The 24,594-nt window shown below is 57.9% G+C and carries 22 protein-coding genes; 15 read left to right on the forward strand and 7 right to left on the reverse strand.

Annotated features, from left to right (window positions below; genetic code table 11):
• Positions 1-85: 85 nt before the first annotated feature.
• The 5 genes from AC2FFH_RS05770 (at position 86) to AC2FFH_RS05790 (ending at position 7,557) form a co-directional block, all read left to right on the forward strand.
• Positions 86-2,503: a GcvT family protein gene (locus AC2FFH_RS05770; protein WP_496766589.1), complete on the forward strand. Its 2,418-nt coding sequence runs from the start codon at positions 86-88 to the stop codon at positions 2,501-2,503.
• A gap of 31 nt (positions 2,504-2,534) precedes the next feature.
• Entirely contained in the window at positions 2,535-3,134 is a 600-nt protein-coding gene (locus tag AC2FFH_RS05775) for a nucleotidyltransferase family protein (protein ID WP_496766593.1), read from the forward strand.
• A 755-nt stretch (positions 3,135-3,889) separates the two neighbouring features.
• Positions 3,890-5,332 (forward strand): Do family serine endopeptidase, encoded by a 1,443-nt coding sequence (locus tag AC2FFH_RS05780; protein ID WP_496843952.1) that lies wholly within the window; start codon positions 3,890-3,892, stop codon positions 5,330-5,332.
• Between the two features lie 181 nt (positions 5,333-5,513).
• Positions 5,514-6,194, forward strand: coding sequence for a response regulator transcription factor (locus AC2FFH_RS05785; RefSeq protein WP_058273791.1), 681 nt, complete (start codon positions 5,514-5,516; stop codon positions 6,192-6,194).
• A 49-nt stretch (positions 6,195-6,243) separates the two neighbouring features.
• Positions 6,244-7,557 carry a sensor histidine kinase gene (locus AC2FFH_RS05790; RefSeq protein WP_496766597.1) on the forward strand — a complete coding sequence of 438 codons (1,314 nt, stop codon included), beginning with the start codon at positions 6,244-6,246 and terminating at the stop codon, positions 7,555-7,557.
• Here AC2FFH_RS05790 and AC2FFH_RS05795 read toward each other — a convergent pair.
• The 3 genes from AC2FFH_RS05795 to AC2FFH_RS05805 are packed head-to-tail and all read right to left on the reverse strand — an operon-like array spanning position 7,554 to position 10,045.
• On the reverse strand, positions 7,554-8,021 hold the full coding sequence (locus tag AC2FFH_RS05795) for a CYTH domain-containing protein (RefSeq protein WP_496843953.1): 468 nt from the start codon (positions 8,019-8,021) through the stop codon (positions 7,554-7,556). The genes AC2FFH_RS05790 and AC2FFH_RS05795 overlap by 4 nt on opposite strands.
• Positions 8,018-8,773: a ParA family protein gene (locus AC2FFH_RS05800; RefSeq protein WP_496843954.1), complete on the reverse strand. Its 756-nt coding sequence runs from the start codon at positions 8,771-8,773 to the stop codon at positions 8,018-8,020. The genes AC2FFH_RS05795 and AC2FFH_RS05800 overlap by 4 nt, the downstream gene beginning before the upstream one ends.
• 3 nt (positions 8,774-8,776) lie before the next feature.
• Positions 8,777-10,045, reverse strand: a complete 1,269-nt coding sequence (locus AC2FFH_RS05805; protein ID WP_496843955.1) for a CHAD domain-containing protein — start codon at positions 10,043-10,045, stop codon at positions 8,777-8,779.
• 408 nt (positions 10,046-10,453) lie between these two features.
• Between AC2FFH_RS05805 and AC2FFH_RS05810 the strand changes: the two genes are divergently transcribed.
• On the forward strand, positions 10,454-10,801 hold the full coding sequence (locus tag AC2FFH_RS05810) for a TfoX/Sxy family protein (RefSeq protein ID WP_496843956.1): 348 nt from the start codon (positions 10,454-10,456) through the stop codon (positions 10,799-10,801).
• A gap of 57 nt (positions 10,802-10,858) precedes the next feature.
• Here AC2FFH_RS05810 and ndk read toward each other — a convergent pair whose 3' ends face one another.
• Positions 10,859-11,281, reverse strand: a complete 423-nt coding sequence (gene ndk, locus AC2FFH_RS05815) for a nucleoside-diphosphate kinase (protein WP_496722426.1) — start codon at positions 11,279-11,281, stop codon at positions 10,859-10,861.
• A 114-nt stretch (positions 11,282-11,395) separates the two neighbouring features.
• Positions 11,396-12,598 carry a multidrug effflux MFS transporter gene (locus AC2FFH_RS05820; protein WP_496766611.1) on the reverse strand — a complete coding sequence of 401 codons (1,203 nt, stop codon included), beginning with the start codon at positions 12,596-12,598 and terminating at the stop codon, positions 11,396-11,398.
• A 108-nt stretch (positions 12,599-12,706) separates the two neighbouring features.
• Between AC2FFH_RS05820 and AC2FFH_RS05825 the strand changes: the two genes are divergently transcribed.
• From AC2FFH_RS05825 to AC2FFH_RS05860, 8 genes are all read left to right on the forward strand, one after another.
• Positions 12,707-14,557, forward strand: coding sequence for an ABC-F family ATP-binding cassette domain-containing protein (locus AC2FFH_RS05825; protein WP_496766615.1), 1,851 nt, complete (start codon positions 12,707-12,709; stop codon positions 14,555-14,557).
• On the forward strand, positions 14,554-14,946 hold the full coding sequence (locus tag AC2FFH_RS05830) for an ACT domain-containing protein (RefSeq protein WP_496766617.1): 393 nt from the start codon (positions 14,554-14,556) through the stop codon (positions 14,944-14,946). The genes AC2FFH_RS05825 and AC2FFH_RS05830 overlap by 4 nt, the downstream gene beginning before the upstream one ends.
• Positions 14,943-15,566: a MarC family protein gene (locus AC2FFH_RS05835; RefSeq protein WP_058273801.1), complete on the forward strand. Its 624-nt coding sequence runs from the start codon at positions 14,943-14,945 to the stop codon at positions 15,564-15,566. The genes AC2FFH_RS05830 and AC2FFH_RS05835 overlap by 4 nt, the downstream gene beginning before the upstream one ends.
• 39 nt (positions 15,567-15,605) lie before the next feature.
• On the forward strand, positions 15,606-16,187 hold the full coding sequence (locus AC2FFH_RS05840) for a retropepsin-like aspartic protease family protein (protein ID WP_058273802.1): 582 nt from the start codon (positions 15,606-15,608) through the stop codon (positions 16,185-16,187).
• Positions 16,188-16,247: 60 nt separating this feature from the next.
• Complete coding sequence (locus AC2FFH_RS05845; protein WP_496720082.1) at positions 16,248-16,868, forward strand: ImuA family protein; 621 nt, start codon at positions 16,248-16,250, stop codon at positions 16,866-16,868.
• A 62-nt stretch (positions 16,869-16,930) separates the two neighbouring features.
• Positions 16,931-18,145 (forward strand): MFS transporter, encoded by a 1,215-nt coding sequence (locus tag AC2FFH_RS05850; RefSeq protein ID WP_496843958.1) that lies wholly within the window; start codon positions 16,931-16,933, stop codon positions 18,143-18,145.
• A complete protein-coding gene (locus AC2FFH_RS05855) occupies positions 18,142-18,738 on the forward strand; it encodes a YceI family protein (protein ID WP_496843959.1) in 597 nt (198 codons plus the stop codon). The genes AC2FFH_RS05850 and AC2FFH_RS05855 overlap by 4 nt, the downstream gene beginning before the upstream one ends.
• An 80-nt stretch (positions 18,739-18,818) precedes the next feature.
• The gene (locus tag AC2FFH_RS05860) at positions 18,819-20,042 is read left to right on the forward strand and encodes an MFS transporter (RefSeq protein WP_496722411.1); all 1,224 of its coding nucleotides are present in this window, start codon (positions 18,819-18,821) and stop codon (positions 20,040-20,042) included.
• 32 nt (positions 20,043-20,074) lie between these two features.
• On the opposite strand, the gene AC2FFH_RS05865 is transcribed toward AC2FFH_RS05860, so the two are convergent.
• Both AC2FFH_RS05865 and AC2FFH_RS05870 read right to left on the reverse strand, forming a co-directional pair.
• Positions 20,075-21,745 carry a flotillin family protein gene (locus AC2FFH_RS05865; RefSeq protein ID WP_496843960.1) on the reverse strand — a complete coding sequence of 557 codons (1,671 nt, stop codon included), beginning with the start codon at positions 21,743-21,745 and terminating at the stop codon, positions 20,075-20,077.
• A gap of 34 nt (positions 21,746-21,779) precedes the next feature.
• Positions 21,780-22,535, reverse strand: a complete 756-nt coding sequence (locus tag AC2FFH_RS05870; protein WP_496766629.1) for an OB-fold-containig protein — start codon at positions 22,533-22,535, stop codon at positions 21,780-21,782.
• Between the two features lie 216 nt (positions 22,536-22,751).
• On the opposite strand from AC2FFH_RS05870, the gene metG reads away from it, so the two are divergent.
• On the forward strand, positions 22,752-24,497 hold the full coding sequence (metG, locus tag AC2FFH_RS05875) for a methionine--tRNA ligase (RefSeq protein WP_496776532.1): 1,746 nt from the start codon (positions 22,752-22,754) through the stop codon (positions 24,495-24,497).
• Positions 24,498-24,594 lie beyond the last annotated feature (97 nt).

Consider the following 24,594-nt stretch of genomic DNA (forward strand, 5'->3'; position numbering starts at 1 on the left):
CCTTCCGCGACACTTTCTGTCGCTGAAGCTATTGCAAAGGCAGCTTTCCTATTGAGACTGACGGCATAGCCATCAGGAGACGTGCATGAAACTCACAACCCAAGTTGCAGTCATCGGCGGCGGAGTCGTTGGATGTTCCGTACTCTATCACCTGACCAAGCTGGGGTGGACTGACGTGATGCTGTTGGAACGCTCCGAGCTGACCAGCGGGTCGACCTGGCACGCGGCGGGCGGGTTTCACACCCTGAACGGCGACACCAACATGGCGGCGCTCCAGGGATATACGATCCGGCTGTATAAAGAGCTGGAAGAGATTACCGGCATGTCCTGCGGTCTGCATCATGTGGGCGGAGTGACGCTGGCAGATAATCAGGATCGGTTCGACATGTTGCTGGCGGAACGCGCCAAGCATCGGTTCATGGGGTTGGAGACGGAAATCGTTGGTCCGGAGGAGATCAAAAAGATGGCTCCTATCACCAACACCGACGGGATCATCGGCGCGCTTTATGATCCGCTGGACGGTCATCTTGATCCGTCGGGGACCACCCATGCCTACGCCAAAGCGGCCCGGATGCGAGGCGCTACGATCGAAACGCACTGCATGGTGCGCGAAACCATCCAGCGCACCGATGGAACATGGGATGTGGTCACCGACAAGGGTACGATCCATGCCGAACACATCGTCAATGCCGGTGGCCTTTGGGCGCGCGAGGTTGGCGCGATGGCGGGCGTCTATTTCCCCCTACACCCGATGGAACACCAGTATCTGGTGACAGACTCGATCCCTCAGATCGAGGCGATCATCGACGCTGGCGGCGAGCATCCGCATGTAATGGACCCTGCTGGCGAAAGCTATCTGCGGCAGGAAGGGCGCGGGTTGTGTATTGGGTTCTATGAACAGCCCTGCAAACCCTGGGCTGTCGATGGCACACCGTGGCAGTTCGGCCACGAACTGCTGCCCGACGATTATGACAAGATCACCGACAGTATCGAATTTGCCTACAAACGCTTCCCCGTTCTGGCCGAGGCTGGCGTCAAATCGGTGATCCATGGACCGTTTACCTTTGCGCCTGATGGCAACCCACTCGTCGGGCCGGTGCCGGGCATGCGCAACTATTGGTCCGCCTGTGGCGTGATGGCCGGGTTCAGTCAGGGCGGCGGTGTTGGCCTGACGTTGGCGCAATGGATGATCGAAGGAGAGCCTGAGCGCGATGTGTTCGCCATGGATGTCGCCCGCTTCGGCGACTGGGTCGGGCCTGGCTATACGCGCCCGAAGGTGATCGAGAACTATCAGAAACGCTTTAGCGTCGCCTACCCCAACGAAGAACTGCCGGCCGCGCGTCCGAACCGGACCACCCCGATGTACGATATCTTCAGCGATCTGGGCGCGGTTTGGGGTCAGCAATACGGGCTGGAGGTTGCGAACTATTTTGCGCAGGGTGACGAACCGGGCTACGAAACGCCCTCATTCCGCCGCTCGGATGCATTCGAGGCGACCGGGCGCGAGGTGCGCGCTGTGCGCAATGGTGTCGGCATCAACGAAGTCCATAATTTCGGCAAGTATCGCATCACCGGCCCGGGTGCGCGCGACTGGCTGGACAGGGTCATGGCGGGGCGCATCCCAAAGCCGGGGCGGCTTTCGCTGACACCGATGCTGTCGCACAAGAGCAAGCTGATCGGGGATTTCACCGTTTCCTGTTTGGCCGAAACCGAATTCCAACTAACGGCGTCATATGGCAGCCAGGCCTTCCATATGCGGTGGTTCCTGCAGCATCAGGATGACGGCGTTACAATTGAAAACATCAGCGATTGTCTGAACGGCTTTCAGATCGCTGGACCAACGGCGGCAACGGTTTTGGCTGCCTGTACCCGTACGGACATCTCGGACCTCAGGTTCCTTGATGTTCGCCGCATGACCATCGGTATGACCGATTGCACCGTTCAAAGGGTCAGCTACACGGGCGATCTGGGGTACGAAATCTACTGTGATCCGATGGCCCAACGGCAATTGTGGTGGACCCTTTGGCAGGCTGGCCAGCCCCACGGCATGGTGCCCTTTGGCATGCGCGCGATGATGAGCCTGCGGTTGGACAAGTTCTTTGGGTCTTGGATGAGCGAGTTCTCACCCGACTACTCTGCCGCGGAAACCGGGCTGGATCGCTTTATTGCCTTCACGAAGAACACCGACTTTATCGGTCGCGCCAAAGCCGAGCTTGAACGCTCCGAGGGGACCGCGCGCAAGCTGGTCTCGTTCGAAGTGGATGCAGACGACGCTGACGTGAATGCGTATGAGCCGATCTGGCTGGATGGTGCGGTCGTCGGATTCTGCACCTCGGGCGGGTATTCCCATTATGCCGGCAAATCCATCGCAATAGGTTTCCTGCCCTCGGATCGCATACGTGACGGCTTGGAGGTCGAGATTGAGATACTGGGCCAGATGCGCAAGGCGCGTGTGATCTCAACCCCACTGTTCGACGCGGACGGTGAACGTATGCGGGGATGACAAAAGACGGCTACGGCGGCTATGTGAAGGTATGACAGACATTCCCATTATCCTTCTGGCCGCCGGACAATCCCGCCGCATGGCTGGCACGGACAAGCTGATGCAAAGCGTCGATGGCATGCCCCTGCTACGGCGATCTGCACAAACAGCGTTGCAGGTAGGCCCGGTGATCGTTGCGCTTCCGCCTGCTCCGAATCCTCGCCAGGACGCCTTGAAAGGTATGGATGTTGTTGCAGTTGAAATACCCGACGCTGATGAGGGCATGAACGCCAGTTTGCGCGGTGCTCTTGCGCATGTGCCCGCCGATGCCGGGGCTGTCATGGTTTTACTGGCAGATTTGCCGGAAATCACAGTTGGTGACCTGAAGCAAGTCGCAGAGTCTGTCCAAGGATATCCAAATTGCTTGATCTGGCGTGGGGCGACAGCCACAGGAAAGCCCGGCCATCCGGTTGTGTTTGCCCGTCCGCTGTTCAGAGAGCTCAGGCAACTTACAGGCGATGAGGGTGCTCAGTCCGTTGTGCAGGCGCATAAGAATGCAGTGCATCTTCAACCACTACCCGGTCAAAACGCCCTGTTGGATCTGGACACTCCCGAGGATTGGGCACGCTGGCGGGCCGGGAAGGCCACATAACCGGCCTGCCAAAATAGAAACGGCCCGGTCGATACCGACCAGGCCGCTTGCCCAAAACAGGACTACCACTTTTCACCAATCCTGAAAACGCTGCCAAAAATGCCTATGGCACCCTGGCTATTCCGCCGCTGAACCTAAACAAGACCCCCTCGTTAACATGCCGCTTAGCGTTTCCAGTGACTGTGACAAGCCGTTGGCACCCCCTAGTGCCGTCGGCTCCCCCTTCGCTTGGGCAAGATCATCGTCACCCAAACGGTGCTTCCAAACAATGTAAAATTGGAAAGAACGGTTAATTTTTGGCGTCTCGGAATGGTTTTTGCGCAACATCCCGCCGAGGCGAAATCTACCTATAGAAGATCAATGAACTGCCCATTTTAGTCCAAACCTGACGTTATGCATATTCTTTATTAGTTATATATAAAAGTTATAGGGCGCATATGCACTTGATTTGACCAGGCTGCAGAAACACACCACAACCAAGAGATGAGCGAATTTTCGCCAAGGCCTTCCAGCGATCCTTTGTTACCAAAACTGAATCAATTCAGGTTAAATCAGGGTTTGACTTTCAAATTGGCAACAATGGCCGATTCGTGACAAGCGATTCGCTATTATCTCGGCGGAACGTCGGCATACGACGACCTGTTTGTGGCGAAATTAAGATTTCTTAATCCTCAGCACAGGAAACTCACAGGTTGATGCCTCATCTCCTCGGTTAACGCGCGGCTGCAATCGCGTGAAATAAACAGGAGACAAAAATGAGCATCCGTAAATCCTCGCTGCTTTTGCCACGTGCAACAGGCCTCGTTGGCGCATCCGCGCTTGGCGCCGCGCTGCTGGCCACGACCGCCCTGCCCTCGCTGGCAGACGAAGCCCTGGCTGATCTGGTTGAAAGCGTGTCCCCCTCGGTGGTGACCATCATCGCCGAACAGGACATTGTGCCCGTGCAAGCACCGGGACAGGGACAGAATTTTGATTTAGAAGACCACCCCTTTGGTGAATTCTTCAAACGCTTCGGAGCGCCTGAGGGCTTTCAGGCACCGCAGCGTGGACCATCGCAAGGCTTGGGATCGGGGTTTGTACTCGACGAAGCCGGGTACATCATCACCAACCACCATGTTGTCGACAATGCCTCGACCGTGACCGTCCGTCTGAGCGACGACCGTAGTTTCAAAGCCGAAATCGTGGGCACCGACCCGCTGACCGATATCGCCGTCCTGAAGATCGACGCCGGCGAAGCGCTGCAAGCCGTTGAGATCGGGGACAGTGACGTTATCCGCGTGGGTGAGGACGTCGTGGCCATCGGCAACCCGTTTGGCCTGCATTCGACCGTGACCACGGGCATCGTTTCAGCCAAAGGCCGCAATATCTCGGCCGGGCCCTACGCTGAATTCATTCAGACCGATGCGGCCATCAACAAGGGCAACTCGGGCGGTCCACTGTTCAACATGGAAGGCGAAGTGATTGGCGTGAACTCGGCCATCTACTCGCCCACCGGCGGGTCGGTTGGTCTGGGCTTTGCCGTGACCTCGAACATCGTTGAACATATCGCCGCGGATCTGCGCGATGATGGTCAGGTCAGCCGTGGCTGGCTGGGTGTTTCAATCCAGAATGTCAGCCCAGAGATCGCGGCGGCTATGGGGATCGATGCCTCGACCGGCGCACTTGTGTCAGATGTCGTCGCGGGCAGCCCCGCAGAGGGCGTGTTGGAGCAAGGTGACGTTATCCTGACCTTCAACGATGAAGCCGTCGATTCCAGCAGCGACCTGCCGATCCTTGTCGGCACGACCAAAGTCGGTACCGACAGTGTCATGACCGTTCTGCGTGATGGAAAAGAGCAACAGATCGAGTTGACAATCGGACAGCATCAAAGCGCCTCGGCCGAGATCGACAAATCGGTGGACGAAGGTATCTCGGGCACCGCGTTGGGCGTGACCGTCGCACCGCTGACCGACAGCAACCGCGCACAAATGGGCGTAGCTGAGAATGTCGATGGTGTCGTTGTGACTGATCTGAAGCCCGACAGCCCTGCTGCCAAGGCTGGTCTGCAACGCGGCGACGTGATCGTAAAACTGGGCGGTCAGGAAACCGCCTCACCCGACGCGCTGAAGGCTGCGCTGGACAGCGAAAAGACTGACCCCGCGCTGGTGCTGATCAACCGGGGCGGAAACCAGATCTTCGTGGCGGTGGAAATCGCCTGACCCGAAGTCCGCGTGCGCCATTTGATGGGGATTTCTGGCGTGCGCCTCCTCGGCGGATTGAATTGTCCGCATTCCGCCGGGACTGCCGGGTGCGCTGCAACGCACCCGGCACGTAATTTACGCAAATCATGTGCTTTTCAGGAAATTTGTGTTTAAATCCCGATAGAAAGGAACCCGAAACATGAGCCGCCGCCTGCTGATCGTCGAAGATGACGAGGACACTCGTGAGTTCATCGCCAAGGGCTTTGGCGAAGAAGGCTATGTGGTCGAGCAGGCCGCAGATGGCCGCGAGGGTCTGTACCACGCCACCGACGGTGGGTTTGATGCCATCGTGCTGGACCGGATGCTTCCCGGTCTTGATGGCCTTTCGCTGATCCGATCCTTAAGGGCGGCTGGGGTCAAGACCCCTACCCTGATGCTGACCGCAATGAGCGCGGTTGACGAAAGGGTTAAGGGGTTGCGGTCGGGTGCAGATGACTACCTGGTCAAACCGTTTTCGTTTCAGGAACTCCACGCGCGGATCGAAGCCCTATTGCGGCGCCCGCAGGAATCTGAGGAAACCGCGACGCTGACCTGCCGCGACCTGGAAATGGACTTACTGACACGCAAAGTCACCCGCGATGGACAAGAGATTTCCCTGACCCCGCGTGAGTTCCAGATCCTTGAATTCTTCCTGCGTCGCAAGAACCGCGTCGTATCGCGCACCATGCTGCTGGAAGGTGTCTGGGATTACCATTTTGACCCAAATACCAACGTGGTCGACGTCCATATCTCAAAACTGCGCCGCCAGTTGGATGAAGGCGACAGGCCGCCGTTGATTGAAACGGTTCGAGGTGCGGGTTACATGATATCCGATGGATAACCTGCGACTTTCGTTCAATAATTCTCGCACCCGCCTCGTTCTAGCCAGCATGGTTCTCAGCACATTGCTGACGGCCATCGTGCTGGGGCTTGTATACTTCACCGCCAATCGCAGTATCGAGGGCGAGACCCGTTCAGTGGTATCCGCCGAATTAACCGGTCTGGCCGATGAATATGAACGGCGCGGCCTATTCGGGCTGTTGCAAGCCATTGAACGCAGGATTCCAACTGCGTCCGAACGGGATGCTTTGTATCTTTTGACTGACCGGTTCGGTGTAAAGCTGGCCGGAAACCTCAAGCACTGGCCTGCGGACGTCACAGCAGGCAGTGGCTGGGTTGATTTGGAACTTCGCCGCGCCGATAACGACCAGTTGGTCCCGATCTCGGCCGCCTCGGTCCGCTTGCCGGGCGGCGAACGCCTGCTAGTAGGTCGTGATGCCCTTGCACGGCAGCAATTTGACAGGGCGCTGTTGCGCGCGGTTGGCTTGGCGCTTGCAATTGCACTGGCGTTAAGCCTTTTGACCGGCTGGCTTTTCACGCGGCTGGTGTTCACTCGCCTGTCCGAGTTTGCGGGAACAGCGGAAAACATCGTGTCAGGTGATCTGTCCCGCCGCATGCCTTTGCGCGGAACCGGGGACGAGCTGGATCAAGTGGCCGGAACCCTGAACAGCATGTTGGACCGGATTGAGGAACTGATCAGCAATCTGCGCACAACCTCGAATTCAATCGCCCATGACCTGCGATCCCCGCTGTCCCGCCTGCGTCAAAGGGTCGAGTCACTGTCTGACCCATCCAAAAGCGATCTGGACCGCGACGTCGACGTGGCACGCGCGACAGCGGAAATCGACCACGTGCTGCGCGTTCTTGGGCAGTTGACCGAAATTTCTCGCGCCGAGGCCGGTGTCGGGCGGGAACAGTTCGAACCCGTGGACTTGCAGCAACTGATCGGTGACGTCGTCGAGTTGTACGAACCAGTTGCCGCCGATCAGGGCATCTCGCTTGAGGTCGTCGGCACCGCCCACACTGTTCAGGGGCACCGCCCGCTTCTGTCTCAAGCGCTGTCAAATCTTCTGGAAAATGCCATGCGTTATGCCCCGGAAAAGACGGCAATCACGATCACCCTGTCAGAAAGCGGTCCCTACACCTGCCTGAGCGTGCGTGACCGGGGCCCTGGTGTCCCTGAAGAGGATTTGCCACGTTTGCAGGTGCCGTTTGTGACGCTCGATCCCGCAAGGACCGAGCGCAACTCAGGCCTGGGCCTGGCGCTGGTCGCGGCGATTTCTCACATGCATCAAGGCGCTTTCGAGGCGCGCAACTGCGACCCTGGACTTGAGGCCACGATCAAACTGGCGCGCAAGCCCTAGATTGGCGCACCTTTGATCGCCATCATCTTGTTTTTATAACGTTTGTCTGCCGTCACATCTGTTCCGAACCAGTCGGGCGGCGTGTATGCCTGCGCCTCGGCCTCTGTGTCGAATTCCACTTCGACCAGCCGCAGCGGCGCGAGGTTTCCCAGAAAGATGTCCAGCTCAAACACGCGCCCATCCGGCATTTTTCCGGTATAACGCTCTTTCTCAACCCGACGTGCTTCGGTTTCCGGCCAGAAGGTTTCGAATTGCTCGACTGTGATCTCGACCTCGCGTTCCACCCGCACCAAGGAGCCCGCTCCTTTGAGCGTCAAAAAGTACCTGTCATTCTTTTGCCGCAGGCGCAATTCCGTGGAATCGTCCGGTGCAGTCAGATAGCCTTGACGGATGACGGCCTTGTCCGCGCCGCTCAGGTCGGGCAGTTCCGCCACCAGAAACTTGCGTTCAATTTCGGTGCTCATCGCTTTGAAACCACTCCGTTTTCCATCTCGTCGTACAGCTTTTGATATGCCAAGCTGGCGGCGCTGCGCGGGGCGAATTCACTGACTGGCGCACGGTTCTGCCCCATCCGTTCGATATCCGCCGCAAACGGGATTGAGCTGTGCAGGAACCGTTTGCGATAGAGCTTTCGCATCGCATCCATAGTCTCAAGGTGCAGGGTCTTGCGCTGTTGCACCATGGAGAAGAATGCCGTCAGCTTTTTCTTCGACAACTTGTTGGCATCAAAAAACCCGACCAACTGATCGAAAGACCGTTCAGACAGGGTCGTCGGGATAACCGGAACCACGATCTGATCGGCCGCTTTGAAGATGTTTTCCGACAGGGTCGAAAAGTTGGGCGGGCAATCCAGAATGATCACCTCATAATCGCTGCCCGCCGAGATCAGCGCTTTTTTCAGCCGCGACCGCGTGTTCCGCATCCGTGACAGGAAGACGTCAAAATCCCGAAAGGTCATGTTTGCTGGCAGCACGTCCAGCCCCTCGAAGTCACTGGCGCGAATGGATTTAGTAAAGCGCGCGACATCCTCAAAGAACCTTGCATCCGTCAGCTTTTTGGATGGTTTGACGCGCAGATAAAACCCAGACGCTCCTTGCGGATCCAGGTCGCATAGCAAAACACTGTGCCCCGCTGCCGCGTAAGCATGGGCCAGATTGACCGAGGTGGCGGTTTTACCCACACCGCCCTTGTTGCTGTAACAGGCAATGATCTTCACTCCTCAGCCCTCCTTTTGATGAAACAAACTGCGGAAAAGGTGCCGGATGTCCGGGCTGTCGAAATGCTTGAAACTTGCGATGACACGGTCACGTTCCGCCAATTGGCGCTGATCCAGAACAGAAATCAGCCCGCCCACGGACAAGGCCAACTGCGCATCAGCGCGGCCTTGCATATTGGTGTGCAGTTTCACAAAATTCAGAAGCGCCTCTTGTTGGACTGAGAAATCATTGAACAGGCCCAGATTATCCTGCAGCTTTTTCAATGGCTTGATGATCGTTTTGAATGCCTTTGCGTCGAACAAAGGCGCAAAGAACTCCATAAGATAACGCAGTTTTTTGCAGTCGATCCGCAGATTATGCACAGCTTCGTCAGGCGTGTTTGGCGTAATGCCGCGCGCCAGTTTGCAGGTTTTGCGATATCGCTTCCAGATCAGGGCACGCGCGTATTCATAGGCAGGCCGATCTGCATTTGGGCCAGGCTGCAGGTTTGTCGGATCAGCGAAAAGCTCGGTCAACTTTTTCATCTGATTGTCATAGCTCTGCGTCCGAAAGCGCCGGGACAGACGTCCAAGTGCCTGACTGCGTTCCTTTTCGAATTGCGCAAACATGGCCACGGCACCTTCATGAAGGTTCGGCGGTATCAAATTGAAGTAACTGTCTTTTTCCAACAGATAGACATCCAAATCCCGTACGCGACCAGTGGGTTCCATCAAACCGGAAAACTCGCGCTTTAATGCAGCGGTTTGTTCGGGCGAAAACACACCCTTGAACAGGCCGATCACAGATCGCACGCGGCGCAGAGAAACGCGGTAGTCATGCAGAAATTCAGTATCGATATCATCAATCACGCCCGCCTCATTCTGGCGCGCGACCGCCAGATAGGTGCGAATGATGTCGGTGGCGACCTCAATTGATGGCTCTTGTTTACTAACGCGGATTTCGGGCTTGGCCTTGTATTTGGTCGCGTCGGGAAACAACCGGTCGAACAATGGCTTCGCCTTGCTTTTGCCAGCCTCCAACTTAGCCAGCTTTTCACAAACAGTCTTATACGCCCGGTCATATCCGCGCATGTGTTGAACGGTTACAACTGTTACCTGCCCCTGATCCGAGGACATCAACATCATCGTGCCGCGCACTTGTGTCTTTTGCAGGTCACCCAGAATGGCAAACGAGCGGAATTCGACCCTGCCCGCGCCGACGCTCATCAACGCGCGCAACTTGGGAAAGCCAGCGAGGCCCGCTTTGACGGGTCCGTCAGGCAAATCCTGCACGAACTTGCCGTGACCCTGACACCGCTGGGTTTCAATTCTACCGCAGCGCAACAAAAACAATGACCCATCAGTTTGGATCAAAACCTTAGCAGATGCCCTGAGGGGTTGGTCATGGCAATCAAGAATATCAAAATTTCCAGCAGGTTGAGCGGCCTCGAACCGCAATGCCAGTTCTTTCAAAGATTTAGTAAAACCCGCCTCATCGAATGTGCCCGGGATAACAAAACAGTTTTTGACCCGAGCCATTAAGAGCGTCCCTTTCACCGAGGATCCAGTACGTGATCATGAATTCATATTCCTGCGATCCGATCAACGACTAACTCCGTTGATCAACAGCAATGACCAAAACATCTGATTTTGCTCGAACAACCGAATGACTCTGTCCGGGCATTTGGCTAAGACGGGGGTATGTCTGATCCTGTTTCATCGATCCGCAATCTCGGCCCGGCTTTTGAGCAATCCTGCGCACGCGCAGGCATTCAGTCTGCGCAGGAATTGCGCGATTTGGGGGCGGATGAGGCCTATGCGCGGCTATTGCAGGCGGGCACCCGACCGCATTTCATCGGATACTACGTGCTGGTGATGGGATTGCAGGGGCGCCCCTGGAACGACTGCAAGGGTGAGGAAAAGAAGGCGCTACGCGTAAAGTTCGACGCAATAAAATCCAGCGTTAGTACCGCCCCGGAAACCCAGATGATTTCTGATCTGGATGCAATTGGCATACGCGTTGCACCGAAAGATCTCAAACAGGTCTGAAACGAAAAAGGCCGCACCCCCAATGGGATACGGCCCTGAACTTCGTCTGACGGCGGATTAGCCGACCAGTTCGATGCCCGAGAAGAAGTACGCGATTTCAACGGCAGCAGTTTCAGGCGCGTCCGAACCGTGGACCGAGTTTTCGCCAACCGATTCAGCAAACTCGGCGCGGATGGTGCCGGGTGCTGCGTCTGCGGGGTTGGTTGCGCCCATGACTTCGCGGTTCTTTGCAATGGCGCCTTCGCCTTCCAGAACCTGCACAACGACTGGCTCCGACGACATGAATTCGCACAGTTCGTCATAGAACGGACGCTCGGCATGCACGTCGTAGAACTTGCCAGCCTGAGCTTTGGTCATGTGGATGCGCTTTTGCGCAACGATGCGCAGGCCAGCGTCTTCGAACTTGGCGTTGATCTTGCCAGTCAGGTTGCGACGGGTTGCATCAGGTTTGATGATCGAGAATGTGCGTTCCAGTGCCATATCGGCCTCTCCTTACTATATGGCGCGAGGTACGCGCCGAAATCCATCGCGCGCCGCCTAACACGGTATGTGCCTCATGAAAAGTGGAATGATTGCGCCAGTGGGTCTTGGCGATCAGATTGTGTCCGGCAAGGGCTCTGACGCGTCGATCCGGCGAACGTAAAGCACAGCAAGCAATCCGACAAAGCTGCTGGCGAACATCATGCCCAATACCAAATAGGGCCCATTTTCGGGGCTAACAAACGCGCCGGTCATCAAGGTCAGAACTGCGCCCAACGCCACGATTAGTGCCCCGGAAAGCCCCGCGGCGCTGCCTGCCAGATTGGGTCTCACGGACATTACGCCGGCCGAGGCGTTGGCATTCGTCAGCCCGTTACCGAAGCCCACGCAAATGGCCGAGCCGAAGAATACCCAGACTGAACCCAGACCTGCTGTGAACAACAGCAACCCGCAGAAAGGCCCAATAGAGGCAACGACCCGACCGATCAGGATCATCGTCGTCAGCTTCGTGTGTGCTGCGATACGCCCGGTGATGAAATTGCCCACCATGAAGCCGCCGGTAATAATTCCGATCCCCAGACCCAGCATGGCAGGGCTCAGGTCGAACCAGACCGCGGCGACCAGTGGCGCACCGGTGATAAAGCTGAAGAACCCGCCGATCGAGAATGCCGCGCACAGCGCGTAACCCCAGAACCGACGCGCGCGAAACAGGTGTGGGTATTCCTTTAACTGAGCCGAGAATGTTGCGGATCGGTTCGCATTTGTCTCACCCATGTCCGCCCACAAGAGCACCAGCATCCCCGCCCCCAGGACCGAGTACAAAATGAACCCGGCTCGCCAACCGAACAGCATATCCAGTGCGCCGCCCAGCATTGGGCCAAGCATCGGTGCCAAAGCCATTGCCATCGCAACATAGCCCAGTTTGCTGGCGGCCTCGTTCGGGGCATAGAGATCCCGGATTGAGGCGCTGGACAGCACGGGTCCGGCCACCACCGCTGCTTGAAGCAGACGGAAACCGAGGAATATCCAGATCGACTCGGCCAATACGCAGCCAACGGAGGCCACTGTGAAAAATACCATACAAATCAACAGGATCGGTCTGCGACCATATCGGTCGGACAACGGCCCCATGATCAATTGCAACACGGCGGACACCGCCAGATACCCGGCGACTGACAAGTTAATCAGTCCGTAGTCGACCTGAAAGCCCTCGGCCATCCTCGCAAGCGACGGCAGGAACATGTTCAACGACAGCACCGACAACGCCGTAGCGAAGATCAAAGTGACCAAAGAAGGAGGCGTCTGAGCCGCGCGCATAATGAAAACCGTCGAGTAATGCCAACCGGATCAGCGCTAACACATTGCCTGGATATTGAACATATCAAGCTGCTGGCGGCGGCAACAAGGCTCTGCTAAGAGCGCGTCATGCTACGGATTCAAGACATAACCTACGCGGTTGAAGGCCGCCCCCTATTCGATGGGGCCAATGCGACTATTCCCGACGGGCACAAGGTTGGTCTTGTGGGACGGAACGGTACGGGGAAGACAACCCTGTTCCGACTGATCCGGGGCGAATTGGCGCTGGAGTCAGGCAATATCAATGTCCCGAAGCGCGCCCGGATTGGCGGAGTGGCGCAAGAGGTGCCCTCCTCGGATGTGTCGCTGATCAACACGGTTCTGGCCGCCGATACCGAGCGCAGCGCGCTGATGGACGAGGCCGACACCGCGACCGATCCCACACGTATCGCTGAAATCCAGACCCGTCTGGTAGATATCGACGCCTGGTCTGCCGAGGCGCGCGCGGCCTCGATCCTCAAAGGTCTTGGGTTTGATGATGACGACCAGTTGCGCCCCTGCTCCGACTTCTCGGGCGGCTGGCGGATGCGCGTGGCGTTGGCGGCGGTACTGTTTTCACAGCCCGATCTGCTGCTGCTGGACGAGCCTACGAACTATCTGGACCTCGAAGGTGCGTTGTGGCTGGAGAGCTATTTGGCCAAATATCCGCATACCGTCATTATCATCAGCCACGACCGCGGGCTGCTGAACCGCGCGGTGGGGTCGATCCTGCATTTGGAAGACCGCAAGCTGACCTATTACGCGGTTCCTTATGACAAATTCGCCGAACGCCGCGCGGAACGACTGGCACAGGCGGAATCCGAGAACGTGAAAGCCAAGGCCCGGATCGCCCATCTGCAAAGCTTCGTGGACCGCTTTCGCGCCAAAGCTTCGAAAGCCGTGCAGGCCCAGTCGCGCCTGAAGATGATTGAGCGCATTCAACTGGTCGCGACCCCGCAAGAGGCCGCTTTGCGTGCCTTTAGTTTTCCGGAACCCGAAGAGCTGTCTCCGCCGATTGTCAATCTGGAGGGCGGCGTGACGGGCTATGGCGAAACCGAGGTGCTGCGCCGCCTGAACCTGCGTATTGATCAGGATGACCGGATCGCATTGCTGGGCAAGAACGGTCAGGGCAAGTCGACTCTGTCCAAGCTTCTGTCCGACCGCCTGCCCCTGATGGCGGGCAAGATGACCCGCAGCAACAAGCTGCGGATTGGTTATTTTGCGCAGCATCAGGTGGATGAGCTTTACGTGGATGAAACGCCGCTGGACCATCTGCGACGCCTCCGCCCGAACGAGGCTCCGGGCAAGTGGCGGTCGCGTCTGGCGGGATTCGGGTTGAACGCGGATCAGGCTGAAACCAAGGTTGGTCGTCTATCGGGCGGCCAAAAGGCACGCCTGTCGCTGCTGATCGCCACCATCGACGCGCCGCATATGTTGATCCTGGACGAGCCGACCAACCACCTGGATATCGAAAGCCGTGAAGCGCTGGTCGAAGCGTTGACCGCCTATTCCGGTGCGGTGGTTCTGGTCAGCCACGATATGCACCTTTTGTCGTTGGTCGCGGACCATCTGTGGCTGGTCTCGGACGGAACGGTCAAACCTTTCGAGGGAGATCTCGAGACCTATCGCACCATGCTGCTGGGACGCGACAAACCGGCCAAAGAGAAACCGCCGGTGATCAAGCCCAAGCGCCCTTCGCGCGAGGCAGTGCTGAACCTGCGGGCGGACCTTCGCAAATGCGAGGACCGGATCGAGAAGCTAACGGATATGCACGATAAATTGTCGACCAAACTGGCAGATCCTGCGCTTTACGAGGACGACAGGAAAAACGATCTTGCAACGTGGAACCGGAAATTTGCCGAAGTAGTCGAAGCCATGCAAAAGGCCGAGGCGCTTTGGGTCGTCGCAGCCGAACGCCTGGAAAAGGCCGAAGCGACATGACGAAACCCGTAATCGAAACGACTGCCATGATCGCAGGCATGCGCCCTGAACTTCAGGACGGGGAATTTGCCTTTGTCGTTTGGCCGCATGACAAAGCCTGGCCCGAAGGAACGCGGGCCAGTTGCATGGAGGCCGAAGGCCTGTCCCTCGTCGTGCCGATCGACGCGGCACCCGCTGGCGCCATCAGTATGAAGTGCATCACCCTGCGGGTTCATTCCTCACTGGAAGGCGTTGGCTTGACTGCCGCTGTGTCCGATGCTCTTGCCCAAAGTGACATTCCGGCAAACATGGTCGCGGGGTATCACCACGACCACGTCTATGTTCCAAGCAATCTGGCGGAAAAAGCTGTGGCCGTTCTGTTAGACCTCCAACAAGGTGCCGGCAAATGATCGACCTCGCCTTTTTCATCACTGCCTTCACCACTCTGTTCGTGGTGATTGACCCCTTTGGCACCGCGCCGATTTTTGTGGCTTTAACTCAGGACATGGACGCCCGCGCCCGTCGCCGGACCGCCTATCGCACCTGTGCCGTGGCCTCTGGCATACTCATTGCCTTTGCCGCCTTTGGCGAAGCGGTGCTGGGTTTTGTCGGTATCTCGATGGAGGCCTTCAAGGTCGCCGGGGGCGCGTTGTTGTTCCTTACAGCATTGGACATGCTGTTCGAACGACGCACCAAACGCCGTGAAGACCGAGTCGAGGAAGAAGAGGAACACCACGACCCGTCCGTGTTCCCGCTGGCCATTCCGCTGGTCGCCGGTCCCGGATCAATTGCGACGATTATCCTGCTGGCCGGACAGCACCCGGGTATTCTTGGCATTGTCGAGGCCTGTATCGTCATGCTGGCCGTCATGGCCGTGGTTTTGACCTTCTTCCTGTCCGGCGGCCTGATTGCGCGCTTGCTGGGCAAAACCGGCCTGAACGTATTGACGCGGCTGTTGGGGATGCTGCTGGCGGCGTTGTCGGTTCAATTCATCCTGGACGGCCTCAAGGCCTTTGGATTTGCGTCGTAAAACCCCATATATCTTTCAGTGAATATGGTGAGGAGCGCTATGGACGGCGACAACATTGGACGTTTGGTATATCTGGCCGTGCTTGGTACGGCCGTTGTGGCGTGGTTTGTCGCGCAAAACCGCCAGTCTTTGAACAAAACGCTGCAACAGGCTTTGGCGTGGGTCTTTATCTTTATCGGTGTCATTGCCGTTGTCGGCCTGTGGGAAGACATCCGCACCACTGTTGGCCCTGCCCCGCAAATGACTGTCACCGGCCAGACCATAGAGGTTCCGCGCGCCTCCGACGGACACTATTATCTGCCCATTGATGTGAACGGAGAACCGATCACCTTTCTGGTGGACACTGGCGCAAGCCAGATTGTTCTAAGCTCGCGGGATGCCGAACGTGTTGGGATTGATCCCGATCAGTTGAATTATTTCGGCCGGGCAAATACGGCCAATGGCGTTGTGCGTACCGCGCCGGTGCGCCTGGACACGCTGGCATTGGGGCCGATCACGGACCAGAATATCTCGGCCTGGGTAAACGAAGGGGAATTGGACAAATCCTTGCTGGGTATGGATTACCTGCATCGGTTCTCGAATATCCAGTTCGCCAATGGCCGCCTGCTTTTGTCGCGTTAAGACGTCCGTTGTCGCAATTCCACAATTGAGAACAAAACAAGAACATGCTAACCTGACAGCATGTCTACACATCTTCTTGGCCGCAAACCCGCACGTGAGGTGCCGGGGATAGATCTTCATCCGCAGATCAGACTGCAACTGGCCCGCGTGCACGAGGCTTGCGGCCCCGCCCGGCGCAGCTTTGCCATGTGGCTGGCGGGGCAGATGCAGGGGCCGGTGCTGTGGATCGCGCCCGCATGGGAGCCCGGCCAGCTTAATCCCGATGGCATGATGGCCTTTGCCGACCCCGCCCGGTTCATCTTTGTGCGCCCGACCCGGTCCGAAGACCTGCTGTGGTGCGTAGAAGAGGCGCTGCGCAGCGCGGCCATGCCTCTGGTTGTCGGTGATCTGCCGGGCGCGCCGGGGCTGACGCCAGTGCGGCGCATGCATCTGGCCGCAGAACAGGGTGGTGCGATGGGGCGGGCTCCGCTTGGGATGCTGCTGACCCCTGGTGACGGTGGTGCACAGGGGGTAGAGACGCGCTGGCACATGGCCGCAAACCATCAGGCAGAGGCCCGGCGCTGGACCCTAACCCGCCGCCGCGCCCGCGCCCTGCCCCCGGTCAGCTGGCATGCCACGCAGACCAAACCGCGAGCCGGTTTGCACCTGCAACAGATCGCCACAGAAGACACACCCGTGTGATCACGCCCCCCTCACGGGGTTTGTGACTGGCCAAAGCAAGGGCCGAGCCCTAGCGTTTCAGGATGAGCCACGCGATCCACGATAGCCGATACTCCTGGCTGCGACTTGCGATCACTTTGATCATCGCAACCGTGGCCAATGTGGGAATGTGGGCCGTCATCGTTGTGATGCCCGCCATCGAAACCCAATTCAACGCCGGACGTGCCGAGGCCGCGATGCCTTACACATTGGCCATGATCGGATTCGCCCTTGGCAATTTTTGGATGGGGCAGTTGGTGGATCGGCTGGGCGTGACCAAGGCCCTGATCGGGGCCGCAATCCTCAGCGCCACCAGCTATCTGCTGGCGACACTGGCGCCCAATATTGTGATGTTGTCCGTCGCACATCTTCTATTGGGCCTCGGGGCATCCATCGGCTTTGGACCATTGATCGCTGACATCTCGCACTGGTTCATGAAACGCCGCGGGATCGCCGTGGGTCTGGTGGCAAGCGGAAACTATCTGTCCGGGGCCATCTGGCCGACCTTGCTGTCCGGCATACTCACACGCGATGGCTGGCAACAGGTCTACCTGACGCTGGCTGTCATAACGTTGCTGGTCGTTATCCCCCTGTCCCTACTGTTGCGTCGACAGGTCCCGGCCGAGGCGCACAGCACCGCAGCATCTGCCGCACAAATCAAGGCGCGCAGCGTTGGTATTTCCCCCCGGGCACTTCAATACATCCTCGGTCTGGCCGGTATTTCGTGCTGTGTCGCGATGTCGATGCCTCAGGTGCATATCGTGTCCTATTGCGTCGGGCTGGGTTACGGACCCACAGTCGGCGCCGAGATGTTGTCCCTGATGCTGTTCGGAGGTGTGATCAGCCGAGTAATATCAGGCATGGCCGCCGATCAACTTGGCGGCGTTCTGACGGTTCTGATCGGCTCGGTCCTGCAATGCCTCGCGTTGTTTCTGTTCCTTCCCTATGACGGAATGGTCTCACTCTACCTGATCAGCCTGCTTTTTGGCCTGTCACAAGGCGGCATCGTTCCCGGCTATGCCCTTGTCGTGCGCGAATACATGCCCCCTAAGGAGGCCGGCGCGCGTGTGGGCTTCGTCATGATGATGACGATCATGGGCATGGCGCTGGGGGGATGGATGTCCGGCTGGATTTACGACGTGACCGGCAATTACCAACTGGCCTTCGTGAACGGCATTCTATGGAACGGCCTGAACATCGGAATTCTGCTGTTTCTACTCAGCCGCTCGCGCCCCCGCAGACAAGAGGTTATGGCATGAGATCATTGACGCGGCGGTTTCTGATTGCGGGTCTGGCGAGCATTCCGTTGGCACGGCCAACTCATGCTGCGTTGGTCCAATATGAATTGTCTCGAGCCGGGACGTCCGTCGGTTTTTCCTTCATGCTTTCGGGGGTTGCGCAGTCAGGCACGATGCCGATCCAATCGGCAGATATTCGGGTCGACACGGATCAGTTGCAAAACAGCCGTGTCACCGTCGTGCTGAACGTCGCTGCGGCGCGCACCCGCCTGCCCTTTGCCCGCGGCCCGATGCTCAGCAAAAGCGTTCTGAACGCGCAGGAGTTTCCGACCATAACGTTCAAATCCACTCGGATACAGCTTGGCCCCACAGGCCGCATTTCCGAAGGCGCAACCATCACCGGAGACCTGACGGTGCGGGGGGTCACACGCCCGGTGACCCTGCAAGCCAATCTGTACCGTCAACCCGGATCCGAGGCTGATGACCTGAACGCTTTGTCCATTCGACTGTCGGGCGCGTTGAACCGCCATGAATTCGGCGCCTCTGGCTATCCCGATCTGGTCGCCAATACCGTGTCTTTGAACATCCGGGCCGAGTTGACCCGCAAGGCCTGACACCTAAAGAGCAAAAAACGACGCGCAGAGGTCGAATTATCACGCGCAACGCTGGCTGATGCGGTAATGCTGGGCGCACTATGCGCACGATCATTTCTTTTGCCGCCCTGTTTCTTTCTGTCATTCTTCTGCAGCTCTCGACGGGCGGCGTTGGTCCTTTGGATGCGATCTCGGGCATCACGCTTGGGTTCACGACCGGACAAATCGGTATGTTGGGTTCGGCTCATTTTGTTGGCTTCTTCATAGGCTGCTGGTGGTCCCCCCGCCTGATGGGCAGTGTCGGACATTCGCGCGCTTTTGCGGTCTGCACGGCCTTGGGTGCGATGGGTCTTATTGGGCATACGTTGACCGAAAACCCGTACATCTGGGCAGCCCTTCGGGTCGCGTCCGGAACCTGTGTCGCCGGGGCCTATACGGTGATCGAGGCATGGCTGAACGCCAAAGTCACAAACGAAACTCGCGGCCGCGCCATGGGGACTTATCGCATTGCGGATATGGGCGCGTCTTTGTGCGCGCAGTTGATCATCGCGGTTCTGCCGCCTGCGTCTTATGTGTCGTACAACTTGCTGGCTATTTTGTGTTGTGCGTCCCTGTTGCCGCTGACGTTGACACGGGCCAGCCAGCCAAAAACACCCGACGCCCCTCGGCTAAAGCCCAAACTGGCTTGGCGCAGCTCGCCCTTGGCTGTTGCAGGTGTGATCGTTGCGGCGCTCAGCTCTGCGTCGTTTCGGATGGTTGGTCCGGTATACGGTCAGGAAGTTGGGTTGGACGTGGACCAGATCGCATTCTTCCTGGCGTCATTCGTTTTGGGTGGTGCACTGGCGCAATACCCAGTGGGTTGGCTGGCCGACAAATATGACAGGCGCTGGGTGTTGATCTGGCTGTCCGTTGCTGCGGTCGTCAGCAGCGGTGTCACAATGGCGGCAAGCGGAACAGGAACGGTAGGCGTCATGCTGGCTGCCGTATTCTTTGGCCTGACGACCTTCCCGATCTTCTCGGTCTCTTCCGCTCATGCGAACGACTTTGCAACGGCAGAAGAACGGGTCGAGCTTTCCGCGGCACTCATGTTCTGGTTCGCTTTGGGTGCGATAGCCTCACCCTATATCTCATCGACACTGATTCAGCAGTTCGGACCCGGAGCCCTATTTGCATTTGTGGCGATCGGCCATGTTTTCCTGATCATCTTTGGTCTGGCCAGAATGCGCTCACGCCCGACACCGGAAGAGCGGACCAACTATGTCTACGCGCCACGCACATCTTTCACGATTGGTCGTCTGCTGAAACGGTCGCGTGAAAGGCAATAAAAAAGGGCCGGGAAAACCCCGGCCCCTTTCGATTAGTGTTCTGTCCGCGATCCTTCTTCGATCACGCCGCCTTCTTCGGCAGGTTCAACCGTCGATTCAAGCGCACCGTTGACGACACCGCCGACACCGTTTTCCATCGACAAGCCAAGCTCTTCACCCAGCTTCTTGAGCGCCGGCATCTGCACCGCCATTCCCATGATCGAGTCCAGCGCCTGGTTGACGACCGGCTTGTCACCGTTCGATGCGCCGCCGCCATTGGTGCCACCGATACCGCCAACCTGATGGATCTTGATCGAGTCGATCTTCTCAGCCGGTTTGACCATCTCCGCGATGATCGACGGCATGGTTTCGATCCGCGCCAGATCAACCTTCATGCGGATCTGATCCACTGACAGCACGTTGTCTGCCTCGACGATCGCACGCTTACCTTCAGCTTCGGCCAGCATGTCGTTCTTCTTGGCCTCAGCCCGAATGTTCAGAGCGTCCGCTTCGGCCTGTGCCTCTTCACGACGCGCTTCGGCGCGGTCAGCAGCGGCTTCTTTGTCAGCTTGCGCAGCCAGTCGGATCGCCGTCGCCTGACGTTCAGCTTCACGCGTGGCTTCAATCAGAGCGATCTGCTTGATACGCTCGGCCTCGGCCACCTTCTGAGCGGTCGCCACTGCCTCGGTCGCCTTGGTCGCTTCGGCGCGGGCCAGATCGGCAGATGCACGCGCGCGGCTTTCCTCTTCGGATTTCTGCGCGATGATGATCTGGCGTTCTTGCTCAGCCACTTCCAGTTCACGCTCTTTCGAGATCTCGGCTTCGCGGATTTTACGCTCACGCTCGATGTCTGCGGCGCGAATGGCTTCTTCACGGCCGATCCGTGCGCGTTCCGTTTCGCGTACCGAGTCTTCGGTCCGGGCTGCAACCTCGGCCTCTTGCGCCACGCGCAGTGTTTCGATCTGCTGCGTTTGCTCGATGCGCGCCTGCTCTTCGTCCTTCTCGATCAACAGCTTCTGACGCTGAGCTTCCATCGCAGCACGACGCACCTCGACCTCGGCATCGGCATCAATCTGCGCGCGCTCTTTCTTTGAGGTCGCAATCACCTCGGCCAATTTGCGCATACCCACAGCATTAAAGGCGTTGTTTTCGTCCAGAGCCTCAAACGGCGTCTGGTCCAGCGCCGTCAGCGAGACGGATTCCAGTGACAGACCGTTTTTCAAAAGGTCCTCGGACACCGCATTCTGCACTTCTTGCACAAAGTCAGCGCGGTTTTCGTGCAGACCGTCCATCGTCATCTGAGCCGCAACAGCGCGCAGACCGTCGATCAGTTTGCCTTCGATCATCTCGCGCAGTTGCTCGACGTCGAAAGTGCGATCACCCAGTGTTTGGGCTGCGCGTGCGATGCCCTCTTCTGTCGCCATGACCGAGACGTAGAACTCGACGCCCACGTCGACACGCATCCGGTCCTTGGTGATCAGAGCGGCCTCGCCGCTGCGCTGAACCTCAAGGCGCAGAGTTTTCATGTTGACCGGGCTGACTTCGTGCAGCAACGGCACGACGATGACGCCACCATCCATGATGACTTTCTTACCGCCAGCACCGGTTTTCACCAGGCTGATCTCTCGGGTCGCGCGTTTATAGAGACGGCCAAGCACAAGGCCGATAAACAAAACTACTGCCAGAATGGTCACAACTATGACGGCTAGGAATTCAAGTTCCATGCAAAATCCTCCGTGATGGGGTTAGAAATTTTGGTTATTCAGACATGCCGACCAGAACGAACCGGTCGCGCCGTCGGTCGCGCAGCACCAGCACATCGGTGCCTTGCTTCAGCGCGTCTTTGTCCTGCAGCGGCTCAGCGCGCAGGTAGTGGGCGTTGCCAAAGCGGTCCATGACACGCACCTCAGCCGGGCGTCCGCGCGAAGCGGTGCCTTGGGTGATTACGCCCCGGCGGCGAGCAAGCATCCGTTCGGACATTGCCTCGGTCTCGGTTTTGGGCAGCAAGCGGGCAAAGACCCCGCCAAAGCCACGTGCAAACCAAAGACCAAAGGCACCGGCAGGGATCGCGGCCATCCAGGCAGGCAGGTCGAAGCCAAGCAGATCGCGCAGCGCCAACTGCAGGCCCATACCGGACAGGCCAAAACCCGCCAGCAGAACAACCAGCCAGATCATGAACGGCACTTTGCCGATCCCAAGCCACGCCAAGGGTCCCGAAGGGGCCGCGCCAGGCGCGTCCGCTTCGACCTCGGCCAGCTCAAAGTCACCTAGGTCGACATCGGCATCGATATCCAGATCGAAATCACCAACATCGAGATCCGGGGCGTCAACAACGTCCAGATCAACCTCGCCCTCGCCCGCCATAAGGCTTCCACCCAGGACCAATGCGATCAGTTCCAGCACAAGCAGGCCGAACAGAAGCGCAAGCGCCAAAGTGAAGGGCGCAAATGCACCCTCGAGCAGAAAGTCGAACATCAGTTGTTTGCCCTCGTTATTGTATACTGTGGTATACATGATAGATGGGAACTCATTGTGAAAATTCAAGAGTTTGTGATTCCAATTTACAACTCTGGGGTATTGCATGCGATGAAGGCGACGCAATCCAAGGCTGCAACTCAGTCCGATTTTTCCGGCGACCCGTGCCTAAAATGACGTCCGAACCAAAGCCGGGGTTTTGCTGGCCGGTAACATAATGTAGACGGGCGCGCAGACAGTACGCGGAAACGGAACATGGCTCGAATTCTCATCACCTCAGCGATCCCTTACATCAACGGGATCAAGCACCTCGGTAACCTGATCGGCTCGCAATTGCCGGCTGATCTGTACGCGCGCTACCTGCGTGGCCGGGGGAACGAGGTCATGTTCCTGTGCGCCACCGACGAACACGGCACACCCGCCGAGCTGGCCGCAGCGAAAGCGGGCAAGCCAGTGGCTGAATACTGCGCGGACATGTACGAAGTTCAGGCCGATATCGCCAAGCGTTTTGGCATGAGCTTCGATCATTTTGGCCGCTCGTCCAGCGAGCAGAACAAGACGCTGACCCAGCATTTTGCCGGGAAGCTGGACGATGCTGGGCTGATCCGCGAAGTCGGCGAAAAACAGGTCTATTCCAACGCCGATGGCCGCTTTCTTCCTGACCGCTATATCGAAGGCACCTGCCCCAATTGCGGATATGAGCGCGCGCGGGGCGACCAGTGTGAAAACTGTACCAAACAGTTGGACCCGACCGATCTGATCGAGCCGCGCTCGGCCATTTCCGGTTCAACTGATCTGGAGGTGCGCGAGACCAAACACCTGTACCTGCGTCAATCAGCGATGAAAGATCAGCTGGATGCATGGATCGACAGCAAAAGCGACTGGCCAATCCTGACAACCTCGATTGCCAAGAAATGGCTGCATGACGGCGACGGTCTTCAGGATCGCGGCATCACCCGCGATCTGGACTGGGGTGTACCGGTCAAGAAGGGCGATCAGGACTGGCCCGGCATGGAGGGCAAAGTCTTCTACGTCTGGTTCGACGCGCCGATCGAATACATCGCCTGCGCGAAGGAATGGGCGAATGCCAACGGCAGGACCGAGGCCGACTGGGAGCGCTGGTGGCGCACCGACAAAGGGGCGGATGATGTCCGTTATGTCCAGTTCATGGGCAAGGACAATGTGCCTTTCCACACCCTTTCCTTCCCGGCGACAATTTTGGGCACCAATACGTACAACGAAGAATCTGGGTCATCTGAACGTTGGAAGCTTGTCGACTACATCAAGTCGTTCAATTACCTGAACTACGATGGTGGTCAGTTCTCGACCAGCCAAGGCCGTGGTGTGTTCATGGATCAGGCGCTGGAAATCCTGCCAGCCGATTATTGGCGCTGGTGGCTGCTGAGCCATGCACCAGAAAGCAGCGACAGCGAATTCACATGGGAGAACTTCCAACAGTCGGTGAACAAGGACCTGGCGGATGTTCTGGGTAACTTTGTCAGCCGCATTACAAAGTTCTGCCGCTCTAAGTTTGGTGAGGCAGTTCCTGAAGGTGGCGCTTTTGGCGATCGCGAACACGCGTTGATTGATGAACTGACCAAACGCGTCCACGCCTATGAAACGCATATGGAGGCGATGGAGGTTCGCAAATCCGCGCAGGAACTGCGTGCGATCTGGGTTGCGGGCAACGAATACCTGCAAGCTGCTGCCCCGTGGTCGACCTTCAAGGAAGACCCTGAACAGGCCGCCGCTCAGGTACGTCTGGGCCTGAACCTGATCCGCCTCTACGCCGTACTCAGCGCACCGTTCATCCCTGAAGCCTCGGCCAAGATGCTGAGCGCAATGAACACATTGGACACCAGTTGGCCTGACGATGTCGCAGCCGCGCTGGACGCCCTGCCCGCCGGTCACGAATTCACGGTACCAGACGTTCTGTTCGCCAAGATCACCGACGAACAGCGCGAAGAATGGCAATCCAGGTTCGCTGGACAGCGCGACTGATGTTTTGGATCACAACACCATTGTTACGGAGGCCATTTGGCCTCCGTTTTCATTTGAAATGGGGCAAAAACCGGGATTAGGCGCCAAAACTCCATAG

It is taken from the genome of Ruegeria sp. YTSC003 (assembly GCF_059609785.1).